The sequence below is a fragment of the Burkholderia sp. SJZ089 genome, assembly GCF_007828315.1.
Taxonomy (GTDB): Bacteria; Pseudomonadota; Gammaproteobacteria; order Burkholderiales; family Burkholderiaceae; genus Burkholderia; species Burkholderia gladioli.
The window spans coordinates 219,544-242,225 of sequence record NZ_VIUM01000010.1; the positions used below are offsets into that span (position 1 = coordinate 219,544).

Genomic DNA, 22,682 nt, shown 5'->3' on the forward strand with positions numbered 1-22,682 from the left:
CGCGTGGAGGCTGCAGTGGCAGAGGACAGCGATCTCGAGAAAACCGAAGAAGCCACCCCCCGGCGCCGTGAAAAGGCGCGGGAGGACGGGCAGGTCGCGCGTTCGCGCGAGCTGTCCTCGTTCGCGCTGCTGGCGGCCGGCTTCTACGGGGCGTGGATGCTGTCGGGCCCGATCGGCGAGCACCTGCGCACCATGCTGCGCGGCTCGCTCGGCTTCGACCGCGCCGCCGCCTTCGACACCCACGCGATGCTCACCGGCGCCGGCCGCGCCGGCATGGAAGGGCTCTCGGCGCTCGCGCCGGTGCTGGCGCTGACCGGCCTGGCCGCGCTCGCCGCGCCGATCGCGCTGGGCGGCTGGCTGCTGTCGGGCAAGGCGATCGGCTTCAAGTTCGACCGCCTCAACCCGATCAGCGGGCTGGGCCGGATCTTCTCGCTGCAGGGGCTGATCCAGCTCGGCATGGCGCTGGCCAAGACGGTGGTGGTGGGCGGCATCGGCGGCATCGCGATCTGGAAGAGCCGCGATGAACTGCTCGGCCTGATGATGCTGCCGCTGCACCAGGCGCTGGCCGATACGCTGCACCTGGTGGCGGTGTGCTGCGGCGTGACGGTGGCCGGCATGCTGGTGGTGGCCGGCATGGACGTGCCCTACCAGCTCTGGCAATACAACAAGAAGCTGCGCATGACCAAGGAAGAGGTCAAGCGCGAGCATCGCGAGAACGAGGGCGATCCGCACGTGAAGGGCCGGATCCGCCAGCAGCAGCGCGCCATGGCGCGCCGCCGCATGATGGCCAACGTGCCCAAGGCCGACGTGGTGGTCACCAACCCGACCCACTTCGCCGTGGCGCTGCGCTACACCGACGGCGAGATGCGCGCGCCCAAGGTGGTGGCCAAGGGCATCAACCTGGTGGCCGCGCGCATCCGCGAGCTGGCCGAGGAGCATCGCGTGCCGATCCTGGAGGCGCCGCCGCTGGCGCGCGCGCTCTATCACAACGTCGAACTCGAACGCGAGATCCCGGGCCCGCTGTATTCGGCGGTGGCCGAGGTGCTGGCCTGGGTCTATCAGTTGAAGCGCTTCCGCAGCGAGGGCGGCGCGTTCCCGGCCGAGCCGACCGACCTGGACGTGCCGGCCGAGCTGGACAAGGGCGCGAGCGTCTCGGAACAGGACGAGGACGAGGAAGCGGCCGAGGTGCTGGGCGAGGGCGCCGCGCGCCGTGACGGAGGTGCCGCATGAGCACGCCCACCGGAGCGCTCGGCAAGCGCGTCGGCCGGCTGGACGTGGCCAACCTGCGCGCGCTGGCCGGCCCGATCCTGATCTGCATGATCCTCGGCATGATGATCCTGCCGCTGCCTCCGCTGCTGCTGGATCTGCTGTTCACCTTCAATATCGCGCTGTCGGTGATGGTGCTGCTGGTCAGCATGTACACCATGAAGCCGCTCGATTTCGCGGCCTTCCCCAGCGTGCTGCTGTTCTCCACCCTGCTGCGGCTGTCGCTGAACGTGGCCTCCACGCGGGTGGTGCTGCTCGAGGGCCATACCGGCCCCGACGCGGCCGGCCAGGTGATCGAGGCCTTCGGCCACTTCCTGGTGGGCGGCAACTTCGCGGTCGGCATCGTGGTGTTCGTGATCCTGATGATCATCAACTTCACGGTGATCACCAAGGGCGCGGGGCGGATCGCCGAAGTGTCGGCGCGCTTTACGCTCGACGCGATGCCGGGCAAGCAGATGGCGATCGACGCCGACCTCAACGCCGGCCTGATCAACGAGGAGCAGGCCCGCAAGCGGCGCGTGGCGGTGGCCCAGGAAGCCGAGTTCTACGGCTCGATGGACGGCGCCTCGAAGTTCGTGCGCGGCGACGCGATCGCCGGCCTGATCATCATGGCGATCAACGTGATCGGCGGGCTGATCGTCGGCATCGTCCAGCACGACATGAGCTTCGCCGCGGCCGGCAAGAACTACACGCTGCTGACCATCGGCGACGGCCTGGTCGCGCAGATCCCCTCGCTGGTGATCTCGACCGCGGCCGGCGTGATCGTCTCGCGGGTGGCCACCGACGAGGACATCGGCACCCAGATCACCGGGCAGTTGTTCACCAACCCGCGCGTGCTGACCATCACCGGCGCCATCATCGTGATGATGGGCCTGATCCCCAACATGCCCCACTTCGCGTTCCTGCTGCTCGGCGGCGGCTCGATCTGGATGGCGCGCGTGATGCGCCGCCGCGAGGCGGCCCGGCACGCGGCCGGCGACCTCACCGAGATCGCCCCGCCCGCGGCGCTGCCGGCCGACAGCCACGAGGCGACCTGGGAGGACGTCACGCTGATCGACACGCTGGGCCTGGAGGTCGGCTACCGGCTGATTCCGCTGGTCGACAACAGCGGCGACGGCGAACTGCTCAAGCGCATCAAGGGCATCCGCAAGAAGTTCGCGCAGGAAATCGGCTTCCTGCCGCCGGTGATCCATATCCGCGACAACCTCGAGCTGCGCCCCAACGGCTACCGGATCGCCCTGAAGGGCGTCGAGGTCGGCACCGGCGAGGCCTTCCCGGGCCAGTGGCTGGCGATCAACCCGGGCCAGGTGACGGCCGCGCTGCCCGGCGCGCAGACGCGCGACCCGGCCTTCGGCCTGCCGGCGGTGTGGATCGACGTGTCGCAGCGCGAGACGGCGCAGGTTTACGGCTACACGGTGGTGGACGCCAGCACCGTGGTGGCCACCCACCTCAACCACCTGGTGGTGCAGCACGCCGCCGAGCTGCTCGGCCGCCAGGAAGTGCAGGCGCTGCTGGAGCGCACCGGGCGCGACGCACCCTCGCTGGTCGAGGACCTGGTGCCCAAGACGGTCTCGCTGACCACCCTGCAGCGCGTGCTGCAGAACCTGCTCGAGGAAGGCGTGCCGATCCGCGACATGCGCACCATCATCGAGGCGGTGTCCGAGCAGGCCGGCCGCATCACCGATCCCTACGACCTGACCGCCGCGGTGCGCCTGGCGCTGGGCCGCGCGATCACCCAGCAGTGGTACCCGGGCTCGGGCGAGATGCAGGTGATGGGGCTCGACGCGAATCTCGAGCGGGTGCTGTCGCAGGCGCTCGCCACCGGCGCGAATCCCGGCCTCGAGCCGGGGCTCGCGCAGACGCTGCTGATGGGCACGCAGGACGCGATGCTCCGGCAGCAGAACATGGGCCTGCCGCCGGTGCTGCTGGTGCAGCACGCGCTGCGGGCGATGCTCGCGCGCTTCCTGCGCCGCAGCCTGCCGCAACTGAAAGTGCTGTCCTACGCCGAAGTGCCGGAAACACGCACGATCAAAGTCACGAACGTCATCGGGGGTAACGCTTGAACATCCGCAAATTCACCGGCCCGACCAGCCGCGACGCGCTGCGTCTGGTGCGCGAGGCGCTTGGCGGCGATGCCGTGGTGCTGTCGAACCGCACGCTCGAGGACGGCTCGGTCGAGATCGTCGCGCTGGCCGACGCCGAGCTGGCCGCGCTCGCGCCGAAGGTGCCGGCCGCCGCCTCGCTGGCCGCGCAGGCACGCGCGCTGCCGCCCGCGACCCGCCCCGCGCCGGCCGAAGCCGCGCCGCGCCTGGCGGTGCCGCCCAATCCCTATGCTTCCGGCGACGTGTTTTCCTCGGTGTTCGGCGCCAGCGCCGAGGCCGACGAGAATGCGAGGGACGCGCATGACGAAGCGCTCGAGGCGGGCGCCGCGCCGGCCGCCGAGGCCGTGCCGCCGGCCTCGACGCCCGCGCCCTGGCTGGTCGAGCATGCCCGGCGCCTGACGCGCCGCCACGACGAGATCGTCGCGCCGGCCGCGCGCGCCGAAGCCGCCGTCGATCCGCGCGAGGCCCGCGACAGCCGTGAAGCGGCCGCCGCGCGCGACCAAGGTGTGACGCCCGAGTGGGCGCGCGACATCGTGCGCAGCGTCGCCGCGCGCCTGCCGGCGGAAGCCGGCGGCAGCGCCGAGGCGAGCGCCGCGCGCCCGGTTCACGGCGCCCGCGCCGCGCAGGCCCGCGCGGCGGAGCCGGTTGCTCCGGCCGCCGCCAAGCCGGCCGCGCGCGCCGCGAATCTCTCGAATCCCGCCAGCGCCGCGATCGCCGACGAGATCAACGCGCGCATCGAGCGCATCGTCAACGAGACCGTGATGAACGAGCTCAGCGCGATGCGCGGCATGATGGAAGAGCAGTTCGCCGGCCTGGTATGGGGCGATCGCCAGCGCCGCAGCCCGCTGCACGGCGCGCTGACCAAGCGCCTGTTCTCGGCCGGCTTCTCGGCCCAGCTGGTGCGCACCGTGGTCGACAACCTGCCGGCCGAGCTGGCCGAGGGCAGCTTCGACGGCGCCTGTGACTGGGCCGAATCGGTGCTGGCCGGCAACCTGCCGGTGCTCGACAGCGAGGATGCGCTGATGGAGCGCGGCGGCGTGTTCGCGCTGATGGGCCCCACCGGGGTCGGCAAGACCACCACCACCGCCAAGCTCGCGGCGCGCTGCGTGATGCGCTTCGGCGCCAGCAAGGTGGCGCTGCTGACCACCGACAGCTACCGGATCGGCGGCCACGAGCAACTGCGCATCTTCGGCCGCATCCTCGGCGTGCCGGTGCACGCGGTGAAGGACGGCGGCGACCTGCAGCTCGCGCTCTCCGAGCTGCGCAACAAGCACATCGTGCTGATCGACACGATCGGCATGAGCCAGCGCGACCGCACCGTGTCCGACCAGATCGCCATGCTGCAGGGCGCCGACACGCCGGTGCAGCGCCTGCTGCTGCTCAACGCCACCAGCCACGGCGACACCCTCAACGAGGTGGTGCAGGCCTATCGCGGCGCGGGCCAGCCCGACCTGGCCGGCTGCATCCTGACCAAGCTCGACGAGGCCACCAACCTCGGCGGCGTGCTCGACACGGTGATCCGCTACCAACTGCCGGTGCACTACGTGTCGACCGGGCAGAAGGTGCCGGAGAACCTCTACGTGGCGACCCGCAAGTTCCTGCTCAAGAGCGCCTTCTGCGTGCCGCGCGACGGCTCGCCCTTCGTGCCGCACGACGACGAACTGCCCGGCATGCTGTCGGCCCTTGCCGGCCGCCCGGGCGCCGGACATCACGAGGTCTACTTTGGATAAGCACACCACCGATCAAGCCGAAGGGCTGCGGCGCCTGCTGGCCGGCCGCGCGACCCGCATCGTCGCGGTGACGGGCGGCCCGGCCGGGGTCGGCTGCACCACCACCGTGGTCAACCTGGCGGCGGCGCTGGCCGCGCTGGGCAAGGACGTGCTGGTGGTCGACGAGCGCTCCGACGTGGATTCGGCCGCCGCCACGCTGGCCGGCTCCTGGGTGCGCACCGGCAGCACGGTGCGCCACGCGGCCGGCTTCTCGATCTGCGTGGCCGCCGAGCTGGCGCGCGACGGCTATGACGATGCCCGCCTTGCCGCCTACCTGGAGGGCGCGGCCGACATCGTGCTGGTCGATGCGCAGCGCGACGCCGAGGGCGCGTTCTCCGCGCTCGCGCGCGCCGCCAACGACGTGCTGGTGGTGACCCGCGTGGCGGGCCCGGCGATCACCGAGGCCTATGCCTGCATGAAGCGGCTGCACTACGCGCATGCGCTCGCGCAGTTCCGGGTGCTGGTCAACCACGTGCAGAGCGCGGCCGACGCGCGCGCGGCCTACGAGAACCTGGCCGGGGTGGCGAGCCGCTATCTCGCGGTGGCGCTCGACGAGGGCGGCTACGTGAGCGCCGATCCGCTGGTGGCGCGCGCCCGCGAGCTGGTGCACACGGTGGTCGACGCCTTCCCGTCGGCGGCCGCCGCGCGCGACTACCGGCAGATCGCGCAGGACCTGCTGTACTGGCCGATGCGCCCGGCGCGCGCGGCCGCTCGGGCCTATGCCGGACATCCGGCGATCGAACGGGGCGCGGCGCACGCCGCCTGACCCACGGGCACTCTGGAGGGAGCCGATGTACAACGCTCAAGGAAAACTGTCCACGTCCGCGACGATGGCCGAAGCGGGGATGGGGCAAGCCGAGGTGCTCGCCAAGTACGCGCCGCTGGTGCGTCGCCTGGGGCTGCAGCTGGTGGCGAAGATGCCGGCCAGCGTCGACCTCGACGACCTGATCCAGGCCGGCATGATCGGCCTGCTCGATGCCGCGAGCCGCTACAAGGAAGACCAGGGCGCGCAGTTCGAGACCTATGCCACGCAGCGCATCCGCGGTGCGATGCTCGACGAGCTGCGCAGCAACGACTGGCTGCCGCGCAGCCTGCGCAAGACCTCGCGCGAGGTGGAGCAGGCCGTGCATCGCGTCGAGCAGCAGCTCGGCCGTTCCGCCAACGAGAGCGAGATCGCCTCGCACCTGGACATGCCGCTGCCCGATTACCAGGCGATGCTGCAGGACCTGCACGGCAGCCAGCTGATCTACTACGAGGATTTCGATCGTTCCGCCGACGACGAGCCCTTCCTCGACCGTTATCGCGTCGATCATTCCGACCCGCTTTCCGCGCTGCTCGACGACCACCTGCGCGCCGCGCTGGTGGAGGCCATCGAGCGGCTGCCCGAGCGCGAGAAGCTGCTGATGTCGCTCTATTACGAGCGGGGCCTGAACCTGCGCGAGATCGGCGCGGTGCTGGAGGTCAGCGAATCGCGCGTGTGCCAGCTGCACAGCCAGGCGGTGGCGCGGCTGCGCGCGCGCCTGCGCGAACAGGCCTGGGTCGGCGCCGAGCACTGAGGACGGTCGCCGCGCGAGCGCGCGCGGCGCGTCCTGTCCCCGTCCCGGCATTTCGGGACCGATCGAGGCGATTTCAAATAGATACGCATTTCCGTGGCGCGCGTGCGGGAATTCTTCGCGGCACTTTGCTACAATCGCCGTTCGTTTCCAAGGAGCGTTGCGACAGGCATCGGCCTGCCAGGCTTGGAAATCTTCACCGCGCGGCATTCGCCCCGCCGGCGCCGGGTCTGCCGACTCGCCGCGCCGCCCGGGCCGCCGCACTCTGAACGGCGCTCACGTCACCAATCTTTGACCAAGAAAGGAGGGCGTGATGAACGCCGTTATCGACTCGAAAGCCTCGCAGGACTACCTCGTCGCCGACCTGGCACTGGCTGCCTGGGGCCGCAAGGAACTGACCATCGCCGAGACCGAAATGCCCGGCCTGATGCAGATCCGCGACGAATACAAGGCAGCGCAGCCGCTCAAGGGCGCGCGCATCGCCGGCTCGCTGCACATGACGATCCAGACGGGCGTGCTGATCGAGACGCTCAAGGCGCTCGGCGCCGACGTGCGCTGGGCCTCGTGCAACATCTTCTCGACCCAGGACCACGCGGCCGCCGCGATCGTCGAAGCCGGCACGCCGGTGTTCGCCTACAAGGGCGAGACGCTCGACGAATACTGGGAATACTCGCACCGCATCTTCGAATGGCCGAACGGCGAGTTCGCCAACATGATCCTCGACGACGGCGGCGACGCGACCCTGCTGCTGATCCTCGGCTCGAAGGCCGAGAAGGACCGCTCGGTGATCGGCAAGCCGACCAACGAGGAAGAAGTGGCGCTCTACAAGTCGATCGCCGCTCACCTGGACATCGATCCGCAGTGGTACTCGAAGCGCCTGTCGCACATCAAGGGCGTGACGGAGGAAACCACCACCGGCGTGCATCGCCTGTACCAGATGGAAAAGGACGGCCGCCTGCCGTTCCCGGCCTTCAACGTCAACGACTCGGTCACCAAGTCGAAGTTCGACAACCTGTACGGCTGCCGTGAATCGCTGGTGGACGGCATCAAGCGCGCCACCGACGTGATGATCGCCGGCAAGATCGCGGTGGTGGCCGGCTACGGCGACGTGGGCAAGGGCTGCGCGCAGTCGCTGCGCGGCCTGGGCGCGACCGTGTGGGTCACCGAAATCGATCCGATCTGCGCGCTGCAGGCGGCGATGGAAGGCTACCGCGTGGTGACGATGGAATACGCGGCCGACAAGGCCGACATCTTCGTCACGGCCACCGGCAACTTCCACGTGATCGGCCACGACCACATGAAGGCGATGCGCCACAACGCGATCGTCTGCAACATCGGCCACTTCGACTCGGAAATCGACATCGCGTCGACGCGCCAGTACCAGTGGGAAAACATCAAGCCGCAAGTCGACCACATCATCTTCCCGGACGGCAAGCGCGTGATCCTGCTGGCCGAAGGCCGCCTGGTCAACCTCGGCTGCGCCACGGGCCACCCGTCCTTCGTGATGTCGAACTCGTTCGCCAACCAGACGCTCGCGCAGATCGAACTGTTCGTGCGCGGCGAGCAGTACGAGAACAAGGTCTACGTGCTGCCCAAGCATCTCGACGAGAAGGTCGCGCGCCTGCACCTGGCCCGCATCGGTGCCAACCTGACGGTGCTGACGGCCGAGCAGGCCTCGTACATCGGCGTGTCGCAGGACGGTCCGTTCAAGCCGAACCACTACCGTTACTGATCCCGCGCCCCGGCCTCGCGCCGGGCACGGGCGTAGCGCGCCGCGCACCCTCGCGGTTTCGGGGCCGGCGCGCCGCGCATCGCGCCGGCCGCATGCGCGGCCCGACCGGGTCGCGTCGAGCGGCCCGGTTTTTTTGCATTAGGAGCCCTTCACATGACCGTCATCCTGACCTGGATCATCAATGCCCTCGCGCTGCTGATCATCACCTACCTGGTGCCCTCGATCCACATCAAGAGCTTCGGGACGGCGCTCATCATCGCGGTGGTGCTCGGCCTGATCAACACCATCATCCGGCCGGTGCTGATCCTGCTGACCCTGCCGGTGACGATCGTCACGCTCGGCCTGTTCATCCTGGTGGTCAACGCGCTCTGCTTCTGGTTCGCGTCCTCGCTGCTCAAGGGTTTCGAGGTATCGGGATTCTGGTCGGCGTTCTTCGGGTCGATCCTGTACAGCATCGTGTCGTGGCTCCTGTCCGCCCTGATCTTCGGCCAGCGCAACCTGGGCTGACGGGGATCCCTCCCGAATCATGAAACCGATCGAACTCTCCCTGGAATTCTTCCCGCCGAAGACGGCGGAGGGCGCCGACAAGCTGCGTGCCACGCGCGCGCAACTGTTGCCGCTCAAGCCGAAGTTCGTCTCCGTGACCTTCGGCGCCGGCGGCTCGACGCAGCAAGGCACGCTCGACACCGTGCTCGACATGCAGAAGGACGGCCTGTCGGCCGCCCCGCACCTGTCGTGCATCGGCTCGTCGAAGGACAACCTGCGCGCGATCCTGGACCAGTACCGCTCGCACGGCATCCGCCAGATCGTGGCGCTGCGCGGCGACCTGCCCTCGGGCATGGGCGAGGTCGGCGAGCTGCGCTACGCCTGCGACCTGGTGCGTTTCATCCGCGCCGAGCACGGCGACTGGTTCCACCTGGAAGTGGCCGCCTACCCGGAATACCATCCGCAGTCGCGTTCGCCGAAGCAGGACCTCCAGCACTTCGCCGACAAGGTGAAGGCCGGCGCGAACTCGGCGATCACGCAGTACTTCTTCAACGCGGACGCGTATTTCCGTTTCGTCGACGATGCCGCGCGGCTCGGCGTCGAGGTGCCGATCGTGCCCGGCATCATGCCGATCACGAACTACTCGCAGCTGATGCGCTTCTCCGAGATGTGCGGGGCCGAAGTGCCGCGCTGGATCGCGCGCCGGCTGGAGAGCTTCGGCGACGATCGCGAATCGATCCGCGCCTTCGGCGCCGACGTGATCACCGCGATGTGCGACCGGCTGATCAAGCAGGGCGTGCCGGGGCTGCATTTCTACACGCTCAACCTGGCCACGCCCACGCGCGTGGTCTGCGAACGGCTCGGGCTGTCGGGCTGAACGCGGGCGGCGGGCGGCGGGCGGCTCGTTGCCCGGGCTGCCGGCAAACGAAAAACGGACCGTTTCCGGTCCGTTTTTTTTCGTCCGCGCCCCGTCGAAGCATGACGGGAGGCAGGGCTGCCCGCTTACAGGTTCTCGGCGAGGAACTGCAGGGTGCGGCCGTGCGCGAGCGCGGCGGCGCGCTGGTCGTAGGAGGCGCGCACGTTGCAGTTGAAGCCGTGGTCGGCCTCGGGGTAGAGATGCACGGCGGCGTTCGGGCGGCCCGCGAAGGCGGCCTTCACCTGCTCGACGTGCTCGGGCGTGATGCCGTGATCGAGCCCGGCATAGTGGAACAGGATCGGCTGGGTGATGTGGTTGGCCACGTCCAGGTGGTTCTGGATGCCGCCGCCGTAATAGGCCACCGCCACGTCGAATGCGCCGGAGGCGGCCGCCAGGTAGGCGAGCCGGCCGCCGAAGCAGTAGCCGATCCCGGCCACCTTGCCCTCGACCTCGGGACGCGCGCGCAGCGCGGCGGCCGCCGCGGCGATGTCGGCCGCGGCCTGGTGCACGTCGGTCTTCTGCAGCAGTTCGATGCCCTTGTCACGGTCGGCGCCTTCATAACCGAGCTCGACACGCGGCTGGGTGCGCCAGAACACGTCCGGCGCGAGCGCCACGTAGCCGTCGGCCGCGTACTGGTCGGCGACCGAGCGGATATGGCCGTTCACGCCGAAGATCTCCTGAATGATGACCACGGCCGGGCCCTTGCCGCCCTTGGGCAGTGCGAGGTAGCCGCCAAATGATTCCTGGCCGGCGGGGATGTCGATCCATTGCGAACTCATGCTGTTCTCCAGATGGCGGGCGCGCGCGACAATGGCGCGGCCACGGTGAAAAGGGCGGCGTCAGTGTGCCATCGTTCGCGCTTCGCTGCAGTGCGTCAGGCGCTTGTAGGTTTGGGCGCGATGCGGCCGCGCCGCGCGGGCATCCTGCTCTCACTTTTCCGGATAGCAGCGATCACGAGGTTTCATTATCCGGCGCGTTCCGGCTTCGCTAGAGTCGAAGTCGAACCCATCGATCCCGCGCGCCTCGCGTGCCCCGGCCGCGCCTTCCCCGGAGCCCCGCCATGTCCCCTGCCTCGCCGTCCGCCGTTTCCTTCGCCGAACGTTTCGGCCTGCGCCTGCCGCTGGTGCAGGCGCCGATGCTGGGCGCGAGCCCCGCCGCGATGGTGGCCGCGGTCTCGAACGCCGGCGCGCTCGGCAGCCTCGGCGGCGCCGGCCTCGCGCCCGAGCGGCTCGCCGCCGAGATCGAGACGATCCGCGCGGCCACTGCGCGCGCCTTCGCGGTGAACCTGTTCGTGCTCGACGAGGCGCGTCCCGACGAGGCCACGGTGCGTCGCGCGCTGGCGGCGATCGATCCGTTGCGCGCGCGCTTCGGCCTGGCTCCCGGCGCGCCGCTGGCGCGCTACGCGCCCGATGCCGAGGCCCAACTCGAGGTGCTGGTCGCCGCGCGCGTGCCGATCGCGAGCTTCACCTTCGGCGTGTTGGGCGCGGCCCAGGTGCAGCGCCTGCACGCGGCCGGCTGCTACGTGATCGGCACGGCCACCCACGTGGCCGAGGGCATCGCCTGGCGCGATGCCGGCGCCGACGCGATCTGCGCGCAGGGTGCGGAGGCGGGCGGCCATCGCGGTACCTTCATCGGTCGCGCCGAGGACGCGCTGATCGGCACCATGGCGCTGGTGCCGCAGTTGATCGACGCGACCGGGCTGCCGGTGCTGGCCGCGGGCGGCATCATGGACGGACGCGGCATCGCCGCGGCGATCGCCCTGGGCGCGCAGGCCGCTCAACTGGGCACGGCCTTCCTGGCCTGCGCGGAAAGCGGGATCTCGCAGCCGTGGCGCGAGCAGCTGGCCAGTGCCGGCGACACCGCGACGGTCGTCACCGACGCGATCTCGGGCCGTCATGCGCGCGGCATCCGCAATGCGATGATTTCGACGCTGTCCGCGCAGGCGGAAACGATTGCGCCGTATCCGGTGCAGAACGCGCTGACCCAGGAATTGCGGCAGGCGGCCGGCCGCGCGGGCGATGCGGATTACCTGTCGCTGTGGTCGGGCCAGGGCGGCCCGCTGGGTCGGCGGCGCGGCCAGGGCCTGCCCGCGGCGGCGCTGGTCGAGGTGCTCGACGACGAATGGCGCGAAGCGCTCGCGCGCTTAGCGAAGCTGCCTTGAGCCCCGCCAGCATCATTGCGCGGGCTGGCCCGGTGCTGCGCGGCAGTGAATTGTTTTCGGCCGAAGTCATTGATCCACAACATCATCCGGCCATTAATCCCGTGAATAAAACAACCCTTCGTCATCCAGAATGAATTAGCGGAAACCCTTACCCACCAAGGGTTTCCGTAATCCCATACAGGCTGTCGCATGGCCGCGACATCGGTAGTGCTCCCACTATTCCAAAAAGATCCCACAAATTAATTTGATCACCTACACTTGCGCGCAAGTACGACGAGACGCCCGCTACAAGCGGATGCCTCGGGTGCTTGCAGCCACGTGCATGACAGATGCGGCCGGCGAAACTCCAGTGGTGGAAGACACCGGGGATGGAGCGGGGAACCGGCGATGGCATTTTTTGGATCGAAACTGGAGACTTCCATGAATATCAAGATGCAAAAGCTGTTGCCGATCAGCGCGGCGGTGATGGTGTTTGCGGCGTTCGCGACGAACGCATCGGCCGACCAGGTCGTGAAGATCGGCCACGTCGCGCCGTTGACGGGCGGTATCGCCCACCTCGGCAAGGACAATGAAAACGGTGCCCGTCTCGCGGTCGAGGAAATCAACGCGAAGGGCCTGACGATCGGCGGCCAGAAGATCACGCTCCAGCTCGATGCCCAGGACGACGCGGCCGACCCGCGTACCGCCACCCAGGTTGCCCAGAAGCTGGTCGACGACAAGGTCGTCGCCGTGGTGGGCCACCTGAACTCGGGTACCACGATCCCGGCCTCGAAGATCTACAGCGATGCCGGCATCGTCCAGATCTCGCCGTCGGCCACCAACCCGGCCTACACGCAGCAAGGCTTCAAGACCGCCTACCGCGTGGTCGCGACCGATGCGCAGCAAGGCCCGGCACTGGCCAACTACGCGCAGTCGAAGGGCTTCAAGTCGGTGGCGGTGGTCGACGATTCGACCGCTTATGGCCAGGGCCTGGCCAACGAGTTCGAGAAGAAGGCCAAGGCGCTCGGCCTGAAGGTGCTCTCGCACGACGCGACCAACGACAAGGCGGTCGACTTCCGCGCGATCCTGACCAAGATCAAGGGCGAAAACCCGGACGCGATCATGTACGGCGGCATGGACGCCACCGGCGGCCCGTTCGCCAAGCAGGCCAAGCAGCTCGGCCTGCGCGCCAAGGTGCTGGCCGGCGACGGCGTGTGTACCGAGCAGCTGTCGGACCTGGCGGGCGATGCCTCGTCGAACGTGATCTGCTCGCAGGCCGGCGCGGCCCTCGAGAAGATGCCGGGCGGCTCGGAATTCCAGGCCAAGTACCAGAAGCGTTTCGGCCAGCCGATCCAGATCTACTCGCCGTTCACCTATGACGCCGTGTACATCATCGTCGATGCGATGAAGCGCGCGAACTCGGTCGATCCGGCCAAGATCCTGGCGCAAATGCCGAGCACCGACTACAAGGGCGTGATCGGCGAGACCGTGTTCGATTCGAAGGGTGACCTGAAGCACGGCGTGATCTCGCTGTACGACTACAAGGGCGGCAAGAAGACCTTCCTTGACCAGGTTCAGATGTAAGCTGCGGCCGCAGAGGGGGTAAAGGGCGCCCGTCGAGAGACGGGCGCCTTTTCTTTTGGCGCCGCCGCCAGGGCGGCCCGGAACGGTTCAGACCTTCAGCCGCAGCATCACCTTGGGCGCCGCGACGGCGACGATCGCCGCGCACAGCGCGACGATGCCGAGCCCGACCGGCAGCCCCGCGGCCTGCGCGACCGCGCCGATCACCACCGGCCCGAACATCAGCCCGAAGTAGGCGAGGCCCGCCACGTGCGCGAGGCCCTCGGCCGGCGAGATGCCGGCCACCCGCGCGGCCGCCGCGAACAGCAGCGGCATCATGTTGGCCAGGCCCAGGCCCATCATCGTGAAGCCGACCAGGGCCGGCACCGGCTCGGGCAGCAGCAGCGCGCCGAGCATCCCCACGCAGGCGAAGCTGGCGCTGGCGAACACCAGTTGCGGCGCGCCGAAGCGGGCGCGCACGAAGTCGCCGGCGAAGCGGCCGGCGGCCATGCCGCCCGAGAAGGCCGCGTAGGCGGCGCTCGCGAAGGCCGGCGAGGCGGCCACCACGTCGCGCATGTAGACGGTGGCCCAGTCGTACATCGCGCCTTCGGCGATCAGCGAGACCAGCGCGATCGCGCCGAGCATCCACAGCGTCGGCGAGCGCCAGCGGTTGCCCGAGCGGCCGTGCCCGGACTCGGCGTGCGGCACATGCGGCAGCACGGCCGGGCAGGCGATCGCCAGGATCACCGCGCACAGCAGCGAGGCCAGCGCGAGGTGCAGGCTCGGCGCCATGCCGGCCGACAGCGCGATGCCGCCGAGCGCGGCGCCGGCCAGGCCGCCGATGCTGAACATGCCGTGCAGCATCGAGATGATCGGCCGGCCGAAGGCGATCTCGACCGCGCTGGCCTCGGCGTTCATCGCCACGTCGAGGGTGGCCATGCTGAAGCCGAACAGCATCAGCACCACGATCAGCAGCGCGTAGCTCGGTGCCACCAGGATCAGCGCGCCGAACACCGACATGCCGATGCCGCCGGCCAGGCAGGCGGTGCGCGTGCCGACCCGGGCGATCCATTTCGCATTGGTGGTCATCGCCACGATCGAGCCGATCGCCACCGCCAGCAGGGCCAGCGAGAGCAGGGCCGGGCTCAGCGCGAAGCGGTCGCGCACGGTGGGCACGTGCACGCCCCAGGACGCATACATCATGCCGGCGATGAAGAACAGGGCCATGGTCGCCAGGCGCGCGCGCCGGCGATCGCCCGAAGACAGGTCGCGGTGGGCGGCGGGCAGCGGCGGCAACTGGGGGGAATGGTCGGACACGGTGAGCTCGGCAACGCGCGGCGCGGCGGGACGAACCCGCCGCTCGCGCGGATCGGTTTGGAATCGGAGGCGCGCGGCGCCCGCGGCCGGCGGGCCTGGGCGACAATGCGCGCAAGCGCCCGATTCTAACGGAGCGTCGTGCCCGGCGCTCTCGGCCGGGCGTCCCCCGGAGCCAGGAAGGAGCCTGCCTTGCACATCCCTGCCGAATTGCCGATTCACCTGCTGCACCGCCGGCAGGTCGCCACGCTGGCGACGCATGCGCGCGAGCCGGCCGGTTTTCCCTATCCGAGCGCGGTGCCGTACGCGACCGATGCGCGGCACCGGCCGGTGATCCTGGTCAGCGCGCTGGCCGAGCACACGCGCAATCTCGATGCCGATCCGCGCGCGGGTTTCCTGGTCGCCGACGAGGCGCCGCCGGTGGCGACCGCGCCGCTCGCGCCGGCCGATACTTCGGCGCACGAGGCGACGAACGACGTGGCGGCACCGGCCGCGGCGGTGCTCGAGGCGCAGCGCATGACCCTGCTCGGCCGCTTCACGGCGGCCGGGGATGATGCCCATCTCGCCGCCCGCTACCAGCGTTACCACCCCGATGCGGCCCGGTATCTCGCGCTCGGCGATTTCAGCCTGCGCGTGCTCGAGATCGAACGCCTGCGCTTCATCGGCGGTTTCGGCCGCATGGGCTGGGTCGAGTCGGCGGAGCTCGATGCGCTGCCGCCACTGTCCTTCGAGGAGGAACAGGCGCTGTGGGCGTCATATCCCGGTGGCAATCACGAGGCGATTGGCCTGCTCGGCGTCGATCGTTTCGGCGCGGATTGGCGAATCGCGGGACAGTTGCGACGGACGAATTTCGGCGAAGCGGCGCATGACTTCACGGCGCTGGAGTCGGCCTTGCGCGAGATTTCGACGAATTTCGGGCTGCGTCGATAGACAATGCGATCGGCTTTCCGATATCGTCGATCGAATACTTGCACTTTTTCGGTGCATTAGGATTTGTCCGAAATCGGGTCGAAGTTGTCGCAGGATGAAAACTTTCAAATGTCCGGGATGCCGGCCGTTGCGCATCCTGAGAGCATGAATATATGAACAAATTGTGCCTAATCGATTGCGTCAATCATTTAAGCGGTAATTGAATTGCCGTTCAAGCTTCAGATTCCTTGATGATTAATCACAATCCGGAACATTTATTTGCGTTGCGGACGATTCCCCAGATTGTTTTTTGTGCTAATCTCTGCCTCCATAATCCGAGGCATCGTTACGTGAAAATGGTTCAGCCGGCACAGACCGGTTCCGTTTAGTCAGAGAAAAGGGAATATATGTCTTCTTACAAGGACCTTCTCGCACAGCGGGAAAAGCTGGAGAAGCAAATCGAGGAAGCCAAGGCGAGTGAATATGCCGCGGTCCTCAACGACGTGAAACAGAAGATCTCCGATTACGGCTTCTCGCTGGCCGAACTCGGTCTGAAGGGTGCCAAGGCGGCCAAGGCCGGCCGTGCCCGCGCCGGTGTCGCCGCGAAGTACCGCGATCCGGAATCGGGCGCGACGTGGTCGGGTCGCGGCAAGCCGCCGCGCTGGATTGCCGGCAAGAATCGCGAGCAATTCGCGATCTGAATCCCGAAGGCGGCTTAAACCCGAGCCGTCTCCCGGAAAAATGAAGGCCATTCATCTCGTCGGCGAGATGGGTGGCCTTTTGTTTAGTTATCTAGACAACCGGGGCCGTATCGCGCCGAGCCTAATCGGTCTCGTTGCCGCCATGGTCGCCCGGCCTCATCCATAAGCACCTGATTTGCCGTGTTTTTTCAGGCATCGCCAAGGGGCCGGCCGGCTGCCTTGATAGAATCTCAGAATTGCGGCTTCCAGCGGTAATCCATGTCCACATTTACCGTCGACGTTCCCGATCACGAAAAACATGCCGTGGCGCGCAAGACCACGGGTGTGAGCATTGCACTGAATGTGGTGCTGGCCACATTACAGATGGCTATCGGCTCTATTGCGCATTCGCAGGCATTGATTGCCGATGGCGTCCATTCCTTATCCGATCTGGTTTCCGATTTCATCGTATTGATTGCCAATCGGCATAGTGGCGCGCAGCCGGATACCGATCACAATTACGGCCATAGCCGATACGAAACGGTCGCTTCGCTGCTGCTCGGCGCGATCCTGATCACGGTCGGGATCGGCATGTTGTGGCGCGCCGGCGACCGGCTGGTCGACCTCGACGCGATCCCGGCGGTGCACGCGATCGCGCTGCCGGTGGCGGTGCTGGTGGTGATCTCGAAGGAGGCGCTGTTCCGCTACATGCTGCGCGAGGCGCGCCGCGTGCGCTCGGCCCTGCTGGTGGCGAACGCCTGGCATGCGCGCTCCGACGCGGCTTCCTCGCTGGTGGTGGCGATCGGCATCGTCGGCAGCCTGGTGGGGATCAAGCTGCTGGATCCGATCGCGGCCGCGATCGTCGGCTTCATGGTCGCGCGCATGGGCTGGAGTTTCGGCTGGAACGCCCTGCAGGACCTGTCCGATCGCGCGCTCGACGCGCGCGCGGCCGACGAAATCCGCGCGCGGCTGGCCGCCACGCCCGGCGTGCGCGAGGTGCACGAGCTGCGCACCCGCAAGATGGGCGATGCCGCGGTGGTCGACGCGCACATCCTGGTCGATCCGATGATCTCGGTCTCGGAAGGGCACTTCATCGCGGAAACGGCGCGCGCCCGCGTGCTCGAGGACCCGCGCGTGGTGGATGCGCTGATCCATGTCGATCCCGAGCACGACGCGCTCTGGCGCCGTTGCGCGCTGGCGCTGCCGCCGCGCGACGAGATCGTGGCCAGGCTCGACGCGGCGCTGGCCGAACTCGGCCTGCGCGCGGCGGCCGTGCGGCTGCACTACCTGAGCGGCGGGCTCGAGGTCGATATCACGCTGGCCGCGCCGGGATCGGCGCCGGGGCAGGCGGTCGATGCGGCCGCGTTGCGGGAGCGGCTGGGGGTGAAGCGCGTCGGTATCGAGTGGGCGGCGCCCGGCGAAGCGGCAGAGTCGGGCGGGGCGACCGGGATGGAGCGGCCGCCGGCGGCGTGAGCGCCGTGAAAGCGGCGCCGGCGCCGATGGCCGCCGCCGGTCGCCTCACAGCGGCAGTTGCGTGTCGAACTTGATTTCGCGCAGCACCACGCTGGTCCTCACTTGCGAGACAGCCGGGATCTTGAAGATCCGCTCGTGCAGGAACACGTCATAGGCCTTGATGTCGGGCGCCACGATCTTGAGGATGTAGTCGGCCTCGCCGGTGGTGCTGTAGCACTCGGTCACCTCGGGGCAGGTCGCGATCTCGCGCTCGAACTGCTCGACGCCGCCCTCGTTGTGGCGCGTCAGGTGCACGTGGGCCAGCGCGCAGACGTGCAGGCCGAGCTTCTCGCGATCGAGCAGCGCGGTGTAGCGCTGGATCACGCCCGATTGCTCCATGTCCTTGATGCGCCGCCAGCAGGGCGTGCTCGACAGGCCGACCTGGTCGGAGATCTCCTGCACCGAGCGGCGCGCGTCGAGCTGCAGCAGGCGCAGGATCTTTTGCGAGAAGGAATCGAGTATCACCGGCATCTCCGGGAGGGCGGCTGGAACGCCCACATGTTAGAGGTGCGGAAAAAGTCCTGCAATGATGCCGGCTAAATGAGGCGGATTCGCTAGGCGTGGCAGGCGGCGCGGGAATTTTCTGCTGTCTCGTGCCGCGCGACCTGACCGGCGCGTCAGCTTGCTCCTGCCGCAGCGGCGTCGCCGGACGCCGCTGCGCGGCCGCCTGCCGCCTCGAAGGCGGCTTGCCGCTGGCGCAGCTCGGCCAGCATGTTGCAGAACAGCGCGCCCTGCTCGATCGCGTCGTCGAGCGCGACATGCGTGTGCGGATGATCGTCGAACCAGTGCTTCGGGAAGCGCGGCTTGATCGCCTTGCGGTAGGGCAGGCCGGTCAGCGCGAAGGCCAGCGTCTTGATGTCGAGCGCGGACCACGAGAACGGGCAGCGTCCCGCGAAACGCATCATGTACCAGAACATGAAGGTGAAATCGAAGCCGGCCGGCATCGCCACGAACACCGGCTTGCCGGGCAGCGCCTCGACCCAGTCCACGTAGGCCACCAGCGCCGCCTCGGGCGCCTGCAGGTCCTGGCGGCAGGCCGCCCAGGCCTCGGGCTGGGTCTTCCACCAGGCTTCCTGCACCGGGTGCGCGGCCGCGCCGGGCAGCGTCTCCAGGTTGGCCGAGAAGGTCGCGATCAGTTGCTTGTCCTCGGTATAGGCGGCCGAGGCGAAGCTGAGCATCGAGTGCGGGCCGGGGATCGGGCCGTCGGCCTCGACGTCGGTGCTGACGTAGATCTCGCCGCTCATCCGAACCTCCGGTCCGCCACGAAGGGATTGCTCTCGCGCTCGTCGCCGAAGGTCGACACCGGGCCGTGGCCCGGCACGAAGGTGACGTCGTCGCCGAGCGGCCAGAGTTTCTCGCGGATCGAGCGCAGCAGGTCCTCGTGGTTGCCGCGCGGGAAGTCGGTGCGGCCGATCGAGCCCGCGAACAGCACATCGCCGACGATCGCCAGCCGGTGCTCGCGGCTGAAGAACACCACGTGGCCCGGCGTGTGGCCCGGGCAGTGATAGACCTCCAACGTTTCCTCGCCGACCGTGACGGTGTCGCCGTCGCCGAGCCAGCGCGCCGGCTCGAAGGCCTCGGCCGTGCCGCCGAAGCCGAAGCGCTGGCTCTGCGCCGGCAACTGGTCGATCCAGAAGCGTTCCTCCTCGTGCGGCCCCTCGATCGGCACGCCGTAGTGCTCGGCCAAGGCCTTGGCGCCGGCGCAGTGGTCGAGGTGGCCGTGCGTGATCAGCACCTTCTCGACCTTGGCCTGCTGCCGCTCGACCTCGCCGCGGATCAGCTCGAGATCGCCGCCCGGATCGACGACGGCGGCGCGCCCCGTCTGTTCGCAGACGATCAGCGAACAATTCTGCTGGAACGGGGTGACGGGTATCAGCGTGACTTTCATGGCGGCGGGGAGGCGGCTCGGCTGGGAGTAAAGGCTCGATTGTACTGGCTCGTCCGCCCGCGCGTGCCTCGGGGCGAGCCGGCCGGACGGCCGCCGCGCGGGGCCGCCGCCACGCCCGCCGGGCGCCCCGCAGCGACCGTACCCGAGATTGCATCATAGGGAGAATCAATCAAGGGGACAGGCCGTTTTGCGAGACACCATTTTCATTTCTGTATAATGCGGCCCATTGTGCGTGGTTCCACCACGCGTTCTAGCAGGCGCAAAGGCACCGCAAAAGCGGGCCGACACGCCGTCAATGCACTAGCCGCCGGCCTACCGGCGGCGCATCCAGTGCCGATTCATCGGTACTCACGTCTTGTCCGGCCGGGCGCCACGCGCACCCGCCGCGGCCATGCTGTCGCATGCCGGATGAGGCCTATGTCGCCGTTCCTGCGTCCCGCCGATCGGCAGGGCGCGCGAACCGGTCAGCCGGTTCGATGGCGACATTTGGGGTCTGGTCAGGCTGCCGGGGACAGGTTGCGCCAGACGTGAAAGCTAATCAGGACGGTCGCGGCAAGTACGACAGCCGCACCAGTGCAAGCCATCTGCTCGCAAAGAGCGGATGCGTGCGCGCATATCCGTCCGGGCCGCATTTTCAGCAACCGCGGCCCGCACCCATAGGCGACACGTCGATGAAATTTCGATTGCCGAGGCAACTCGGCCCAGTAGTGATGATGGCCGCGCTCACCGGATGCGCGATGCCGCCCAATGCCGCCAACGACCAGGCGGCCAACCAGTCCGATCCGGCCAGGGACGCGCTGCGCACGTCCGCCGCGAACGCCGCCGACGATGGCGATGGCAAGCAGTTCGACTCGGCGCTGGCGACCATGCCGACCACCGACTCGCAGGACGCCAAGCGCGCCTCGCTGGCCGATGCGAAGCCGATCGACGCGGCCGACGTGTCCGATTTCCGCCAGAGCGGCAAGGCCTCGTGGTACGGCCGCGCCTTCCATGGCCGGCGTACCGCCAACGGCGAACGCTTCGACATGAACGAGCTGACCGCCGCGCATCGCACCCTGCCGCTGTCGTCCTACGTGAAGGTGATCAACCAGAGCAACGGCAAGTCGGTGGTGGTGAAGATCAACGACCGCGGCCCGTTCAAGCGCGGCCGCGTGCTCGATCTCTCGTATGCGGCGGCCAAGATCATCGGCCTGGTCCATGCGGGCACCGGCAGCGTCAAGATCGTCGGGCTGTCGCCCGAGCAGGCGAAGGTCGCGCGCGACGAGATGGTCGCCTCGGCTTCGCAGACGCACTGAGCTTCATTGGCGCGGCATCCGGCTGGCCAGCCGGACCAACCGCCGTGCGGCGACACGAGCGGCGTGACGGGTTCACGCCGCTTGCGGCTTTCCGGGCGGCGTCGCCAGCGGCCGGCCGCCGGCCCCGCCGCATCAGTCTCCTTCCGCCTCTTCCTTCAGTTCGAGCGCGCGCGCATACAGCGTGTTGCGCGACGCGCCCGTCAGCGCCGCGGCCAGCTTCGCCGCCCCCTTCACCGGCACCTCCGACAGCAGCAGCCTGAGCAGCGCATCGTGCGCGGCCGGATCGTCCTCGCCTTGCGGCGCGCTCGCGCCTTCCACCACGATCGCGAACTCGCCGCGCTGGCGGTTGCTGTCGCCGGCCAGCCAGGCCGGCCCTTCGGCCAGGGTGCCGACGAACACGTCCTCGTGTAATTTCGTCAGTTCGCGGCCGATCAGCAGGCGCCGCTCGCCGCCGAAGGCCTGGGCGAGCGCCTCGACGGTCTCGACGATGCGATGCGGCGCCTCGTAGAACACCAGCGCGTAGGGATGGGCCTTGAGCGGCTCGAGCGCGGCGGCGCGCTGCTTGGGCTTGGGCGGCAGGAAGCCCGCGAAGGTGAAGGGGCCGGCCCAGTCGCCGGCGATGCTCACGGCGGTGGCGGCCGCGTTCGCGCCGGGCAGCGGCACCACCGGCAGCGCGGCGGCGCGCACCGCGTCCACCAGCTTGGCGCCGGGGTCCGAGATGCCGGGCGTGCCCGCGTCGGAAACATAGGCGATCCGCTCGCCGGCCAGCAGCAGCTCGACGATGCGCCCCGCCGCCTCGCGCTCGTTGTGCTCGTGCACGGCCAACAGCGGCTTGGAGATGCCGTAGCGCGACAGCAGCTGGCCGGTGTTGCGCGTGTCCTCGGCGGCGATGCGGTCGGCCAGCGCGAGCACGTGCAGCGCGCGCAGCGTGATGTCGGCCGCGTTGCCGATCGGCGTCGCGACCACGTAGAGCGTGCCGGCGGGATAGTGCTGCGATTGCGCGAGATCGGGGAGGACAGTCATGACGGAGAGGGCGCGACGGCGCGCGGCGGGCGGAACAAGGCCCGCATTGTGCCATGCGGGTGACACGGCCTCGCGCGGCGCGGCGGGCGATGACGCTGGTGAAGCGGTGCGCGAAGGGGCCGCCGATGGCGAGGCCGACAACTTTTCGGCGCGGGGCGGGTCGAAACGCGTCGGCGAGCGCTTCGAGCAGCAGGCGCGGCGCTTCCTGGAGCGGCAGGGGCTGGCCTTCGTGGCGGCCAACCTGGTGGTGCGCGGCGGCGAACTCGACCTGCTGATGCGCGAGCGCGACGGCAGCCTGGTGTTCGTCGAGGTGCGCGCGCGCCGGCAGGCGCGTCACGGCGGCGCGCTGGCGAGCATCGGCCTGCACAAGCGGCGCCGCCTGGTGCAGGCCGCGCGCCTGGTGTGGGCGCGCTTCGGCGGCCATTGCGCGTGCCGCTTCGACGTGATCGCCTTCGAGGCCGGGCGGCTGGTCTGGCTGCGCGACGCGTTCCGCGCCGACGACATCTAGCGCGTGCCGCGGGCGCGCTTGTTGTGTCG

At 68.9% G+C, this 22,682-nt stretch carries 22 protein-coding genes and 1 riboswitch; of the genes, 16 read left to right on the forward strand and 6 right to left on the reverse strand.

Annotated features, from left to right (window positions below; all coding sequences use genetic code 11):
- Nucleotides 1-15 precede the first annotated feature (15 nt).
- The 8 genes from flhB to metF all read left to right on the forward strand — a co-directional run bounded on the left by flhB (nt 16) and on the right by metF (nt 9,785).
- Nucleotides 16-1,230 (forward strand): flagellar biosynthesis protein FlhB, encoded by a 1,215-nt coding sequence (gene flhB, locus FB600_RS20130; protein ID WP_186024948.1) that lies wholly within the window; start codon nt 16-18, stop codon nt 1,228-1,230.
- Nucleotides 1,227-3,329, forward strand: a complete 2,103-nt coding sequence (gene flhA, locus FB600_RS20135) for a flagellar biosynthesis protein FlhA (protein WP_098154652.1) — start codon at nt 1,227-1,229, stop codon at nt 3,327-3,329. The genes flhB and flhA overlap by 4 nt, the downstream gene beginning before the upstream one ends.
- Nucleotides 3,326-5,098 carry a flagellar biosynthesis protein FlhF gene (flhF, locus tag FB600_RS20140; protein ID WP_145757242.1) on the forward strand — a complete coding sequence of 591 codons (1,773 nt, stop codon included), beginning with the start codon at nt 3,326-3,328 and terminating at the stop codon, nt 5,096-5,098. Before flhA ends, flhF begins: the two co-directional genes overlap by 4 nt.
- Complete coding sequence (locus FB600_RS20145) at nt 5,091-5,903, forward strand: AAA family ATPase (protein ID WP_098181395.1); 813 nt, start codon at nt 5,091-5,093, stop codon at nt 5,901-5,903. The genes flhF and FB600_RS20145 overlap by 8 nt, the downstream gene beginning before the upstream one ends.
- Nucleotides 5,904-5,928: 25 nt before the next feature.
- Complete coding sequence (locus tag FB600_RS20150; protein ID WP_036038254.1) at nt 5,929-6,693, forward strand: RNA polymerase sigma factor FliA; 765 nt, start codon at nt 5,929-5,931, stop codon at nt 6,691-6,693.
- Nucleotides 6,694-6,836: 143 nt separating this feature from the next.
- Nucleotides 6,837-6,924: riboswitch (S-adenosyl-L-homocysteine riboswitch) on the forward strand.
- A 79-nt stretch (nt 6,925-7,003) separates the two neighbouring features.
- On the forward strand, nt 7,004-8,422 hold the full coding sequence (ahcY, locus tag FB600_RS20155) for an adenosylhomocysteinase (RefSeq protein WP_096749898.1): 1,419 nt from the start codon (nt 7,004-7,006) through the stop codon (nt 8,420-8,422).
- Between the two features lie 153 nt (nt 8,423-8,575).
- A complete protein-coding gene (locus FB600_RS20160; protein WP_013696293.1) occupies nt 8,576-8,929 on the forward strand; it encodes a phage holin family protein in 354 nt (117 codons plus the stop codon).
- A gap of 19 nt (nt 8,930-8,948) precedes the next feature.
- Nucleotides 8,949-9,785 carry a methylenetetrahydrofolate reductase [NAD(P)H] gene (gene metF, locus FB600_RS20165; protein ID WP_013696294.1) on the forward strand — a complete coding sequence of 279 codons (837 nt, stop codon included), beginning with the start codon at nt 8,949-8,951 and terminating at the stop codon, nt 9,783-9,785.
- A 125-nt stretch (nt 9,786-9,910) separates the two neighbouring features.
- Here the strand turns inward: metF and FB600_RS20170 are convergent, their stop codons facing one another.
- A complete protein-coding gene (locus FB600_RS20170) occupies nt 9,911-10,603 on the reverse strand; it encodes a dienelactone hydrolase family protein (protein WP_036048569.1) in 693 nt (230 codons plus the stop codon).
- Nucleotides 10,604-10,884: 281 nt separating this feature from the next.
- On the opposite strand from FB600_RS20170, the gene FB600_RS20175 reads away from it, so the two are divergent.
- From FB600_RS20175 to FB600_RS20180, 3 genes are all read left to right on the forward strand, one after another.
- A complete protein-coding gene (locus FB600_RS20175; RefSeq protein ID WP_145757241.1) occupies nt 10,885-11,985 on the forward strand; it encodes an NAD(P)H-dependent flavin oxidoreductase in 1,101 nt (366 codons plus the stop codon).
- Nucleotides 11,982-12,119 carry a hypothetical protein gene (locus tag FB600_RS37285; protein ID WP_186188426.1) on the forward strand — a complete coding sequence of 46 codons (138 nt, stop codon included), beginning with the start codon at nt 11,982-11,984 and terminating at the stop codon, nt 12,117-12,119. The genes FB600_RS20175 and FB600_RS37285 overlap by 4 nt, the downstream gene beginning before the upstream one ends.
- Nucleotides 12,120-12,405: 286 nt before the next feature.
- Nucleotides 12,406-13,548: a branched-chain amino acid ABC transporter substrate-binding protein gene (locus tag FB600_RS20180; RefSeq protein ID WP_036038260.1), complete on the forward strand. Its 1,143-nt coding sequence runs from the start codon at nt 12,406-12,408 to the stop codon at nt 13,546-13,548.
- A gap of 87 nt (nt 13,549-13,635) precedes the next feature.
- Here the strand turns inward: FB600_RS20180 and FB600_RS20185 are convergent, their stop codons facing one another.
- A complete protein-coding gene (locus FB600_RS20185; RefSeq protein WP_096749896.1) occupies nt 13,636-14,841 on the reverse strand; it encodes an MFS transporter in 1,206 nt (401 codons plus the stop codon).
- Between the two features lie 189 nt (nt 14,842-15,030).
- Between FB600_RS20185 and FB600_RS20190 the strand changes: the two genes are divergently transcribed.
- The 3 genes from FB600_RS20190 to FB600_RS20200 all read left to right on the forward strand — a co-directional run bounded on the left by FB600_RS20190 (nt 15,031) and on the right by FB600_RS20200 (nt 17,900).
- The gene (locus tag FB600_RS20190; protein WP_096749895.1) at nt 15,031-15,768 is read left to right on the forward strand and encodes a HugZ family protein; all 738 of its coding nucleotides are present in this window, start codon (nt 15,031-15,033) and stop codon (nt 15,766-15,768) included.
- A gap of 386 nt (nt 15,769-16,154) precedes the next feature.
- Nucleotides 16,155-16,448, forward strand: coding sequence for an H-NS histone family protein (locus FB600_RS20195; RefSeq protein ID WP_025101388.1), 294 nt, complete (start codon nt 16,155-16,157; stop codon nt 16,446-16,448).
- 258 nt (nt 16,449-16,706) lie between these two features.
- The gene (locus FB600_RS20200) at nt 16,707-17,900 is read left to right on the forward strand and encodes a cation diffusion facilitator family transporter (protein WP_096749894.1); all 1,194 of its coding nucleotides are present in this window, start codon (nt 16,707-16,709) and stop codon (nt 17,898-17,900) included.
- A gap of 45 nt (nt 17,901-17,945) precedes the next feature.
- On the opposite strand, the gene FB600_RS20205 is transcribed toward FB600_RS20200, so the two are convergent.
- From FB600_RS20205 to FB600_RS20215, 3 genes are all read right to left on the reverse strand, one after another.
- Nucleotides 17,946-18,404, reverse strand: a complete 459-nt coding sequence (locus tag FB600_RS20205; protein WP_025101386.1) for an Lrp/AsnC family transcriptional regulator — start codon at nt 18,402-18,404, stop codon at nt 17,946-17,948.
- 152 nt (nt 18,405-18,556) lie between these two features.
- Nucleotides 18,557-19,183: an exonuclease gene (locus FB600_RS20210; protein ID WP_036048561.1), complete on the reverse strand. Its 627-nt coding sequence runs from the start codon at nt 19,181-19,183 to the stop codon at nt 18,557-18,559.
- The gene (locus tag FB600_RS20215; protein WP_098181390.1) at nt 19,180-19,827 is read right to left on the reverse strand and encodes an MBL fold metallo-hydrolase; all 648 of its coding nucleotides are present in this window, start codon (nt 19,825-19,827) and stop codon (nt 19,180-19,182) included. The genes FB600_RS20210 and FB600_RS20215 overlap by 4 nt, the downstream gene beginning before the upstream one ends.
- A 671-nt stretch (nt 19,828-20,498) precedes the next feature.
- On the opposite strand from FB600_RS20215, the gene FB600_RS20220 reads away from it, so the two are divergent.
- A complete protein-coding gene (locus FB600_RS20220) occupies nt 20,499-21,122 on the forward strand; it encodes a septal ring lytic transglycosylase RlpA family protein (RefSeq protein ID WP_105819196.1) in 624 nt (207 codons plus the stop codon).
- A 132-nt stretch (nt 21,123-21,254) separates the two neighbouring features.
- Here FB600_RS20220 and rsmI read toward each other — a convergent pair whose 3' ends face one another.
- A complete protein-coding gene (rsmI, locus tag FB600_RS20225; protein WP_096749890.1) occupies nt 21,255-22,145 on the reverse strand; it encodes a 16S rRNA (cytidine(1402)-2'-O)-methyltransferase in 891 nt (296 codons plus the stop codon).
- Between rsmI and FB600_RS20230 the strand changes: the two genes are divergently transcribed.
- Entirely contained in the window at nt 22,144-22,653 is a 510-nt protein-coding gene (locus FB600_RS20230; protein ID WP_186126667.1) for a YraN family protein, read from the forward strand. The genes rsmI and FB600_RS20230 overlap by 2 nt on opposite strands.
- The last annotated feature ends 29 nt before the right edge of the window (nt 22,654-22,682 follow it).

Coding starts and splice junctions, on each gene's coding strand:
- FB600_RS20180 (WP_036038260.1), top strand. CDS start 12,406: ATGAATATCAAGATGCAAAAGCTGTTGCCGATCAGCGCGGCGGTGATG.
- FB600_RS20175 (WP_145757241.1), top strand. CDS start 10,885: ATGTCCCCTGCCTCGCCGTCCGCCGTTTCCTTCGCCGAACGTTTCGGC.
- flhA (WP_098154652.1), top strand. CDS start 1,227: ATGAGCACGCCCACCGGAGCGCTCGGCAAGCGCGTCGGCCGGCTGGAC.
- FB600_RS20150 (WP_036038254.1), top strand. CDS start 5,929: ATGTACAACGCTCAAGGAAAACTGTCCACGTCCGCGACGATGGCCGAA.
- rsmI (WP_096749890.1), bottom strand. CDS start 22,145: ATGACTGTCCTCCCCGATCTCGCGCAATCGCAGCACTATCCCGCCGGC.
- FB600_RS20210 (WP_036048561.1), bottom strand. CDS start 19,183: ATGAGCGGCGAGATCTACGTCAGCACCGACGTCGAGGCCGACGGCCCG.
- FB600_RS20220 (WP_105819196.1), top strand. CDS start 20,499: ATGAAATTTCGATTGCCGAGGCAACTCGGCCCAGTAGTGATGATGGCC.
- FB600_RS20215 (WP_098181390.1), bottom strand. CDS start 19,827: ATGAAAGTCACGCTGATACCCGTCACCCCGTTCCAGCAGAATTGTTCG.
- FB600_RS20200 (WP_096749894.1), top strand. CDS start 16,707: ATGTCCACATTTACCGTCGACGTTCCCGATCACGAAAAACATGCCGTG.
- ahcY (WP_096749898.1), top strand. CDS start 7,004: ATGAACGCCGTTATCGACTCGAAAGCCTCGCAGGACTACCTCGTCGCC.
- FB600_RS20170 (WP_036048569.1), bottom strand. CDS start 10,603: ATGAGTTCGCAATGGATCGACATCCCCGCCGGCCAGGAATCATTTGGC.
- FB600_RS20160 (WP_013696293.1), top strand. CDS start 8,576: ATGACCGTCATCCTGACCTGGATCATCAATGCCCTCGCGCTGCTGATC.
- metF (WP_013696294.1), top strand. CDS start 8,949: ATGAAACCGATCGAACTCTCCCTGGAATTCTTCCCGCCGAAGACGGCG.
- FB600_RS20230 (WP_186126667.1), top strand. CDS start 22,144: ATGACGGAGAGGGCGCGACGGCGCGCGGCGGGCGGAACAAGGCCCGCA.
- FB600_RS20195 (WP_025101388.1), top strand. CDS start 16,155: ATGTCTTCTTACAAGGACCTTCTCGCACAGCGGGAAAAGCTGGAGAAG.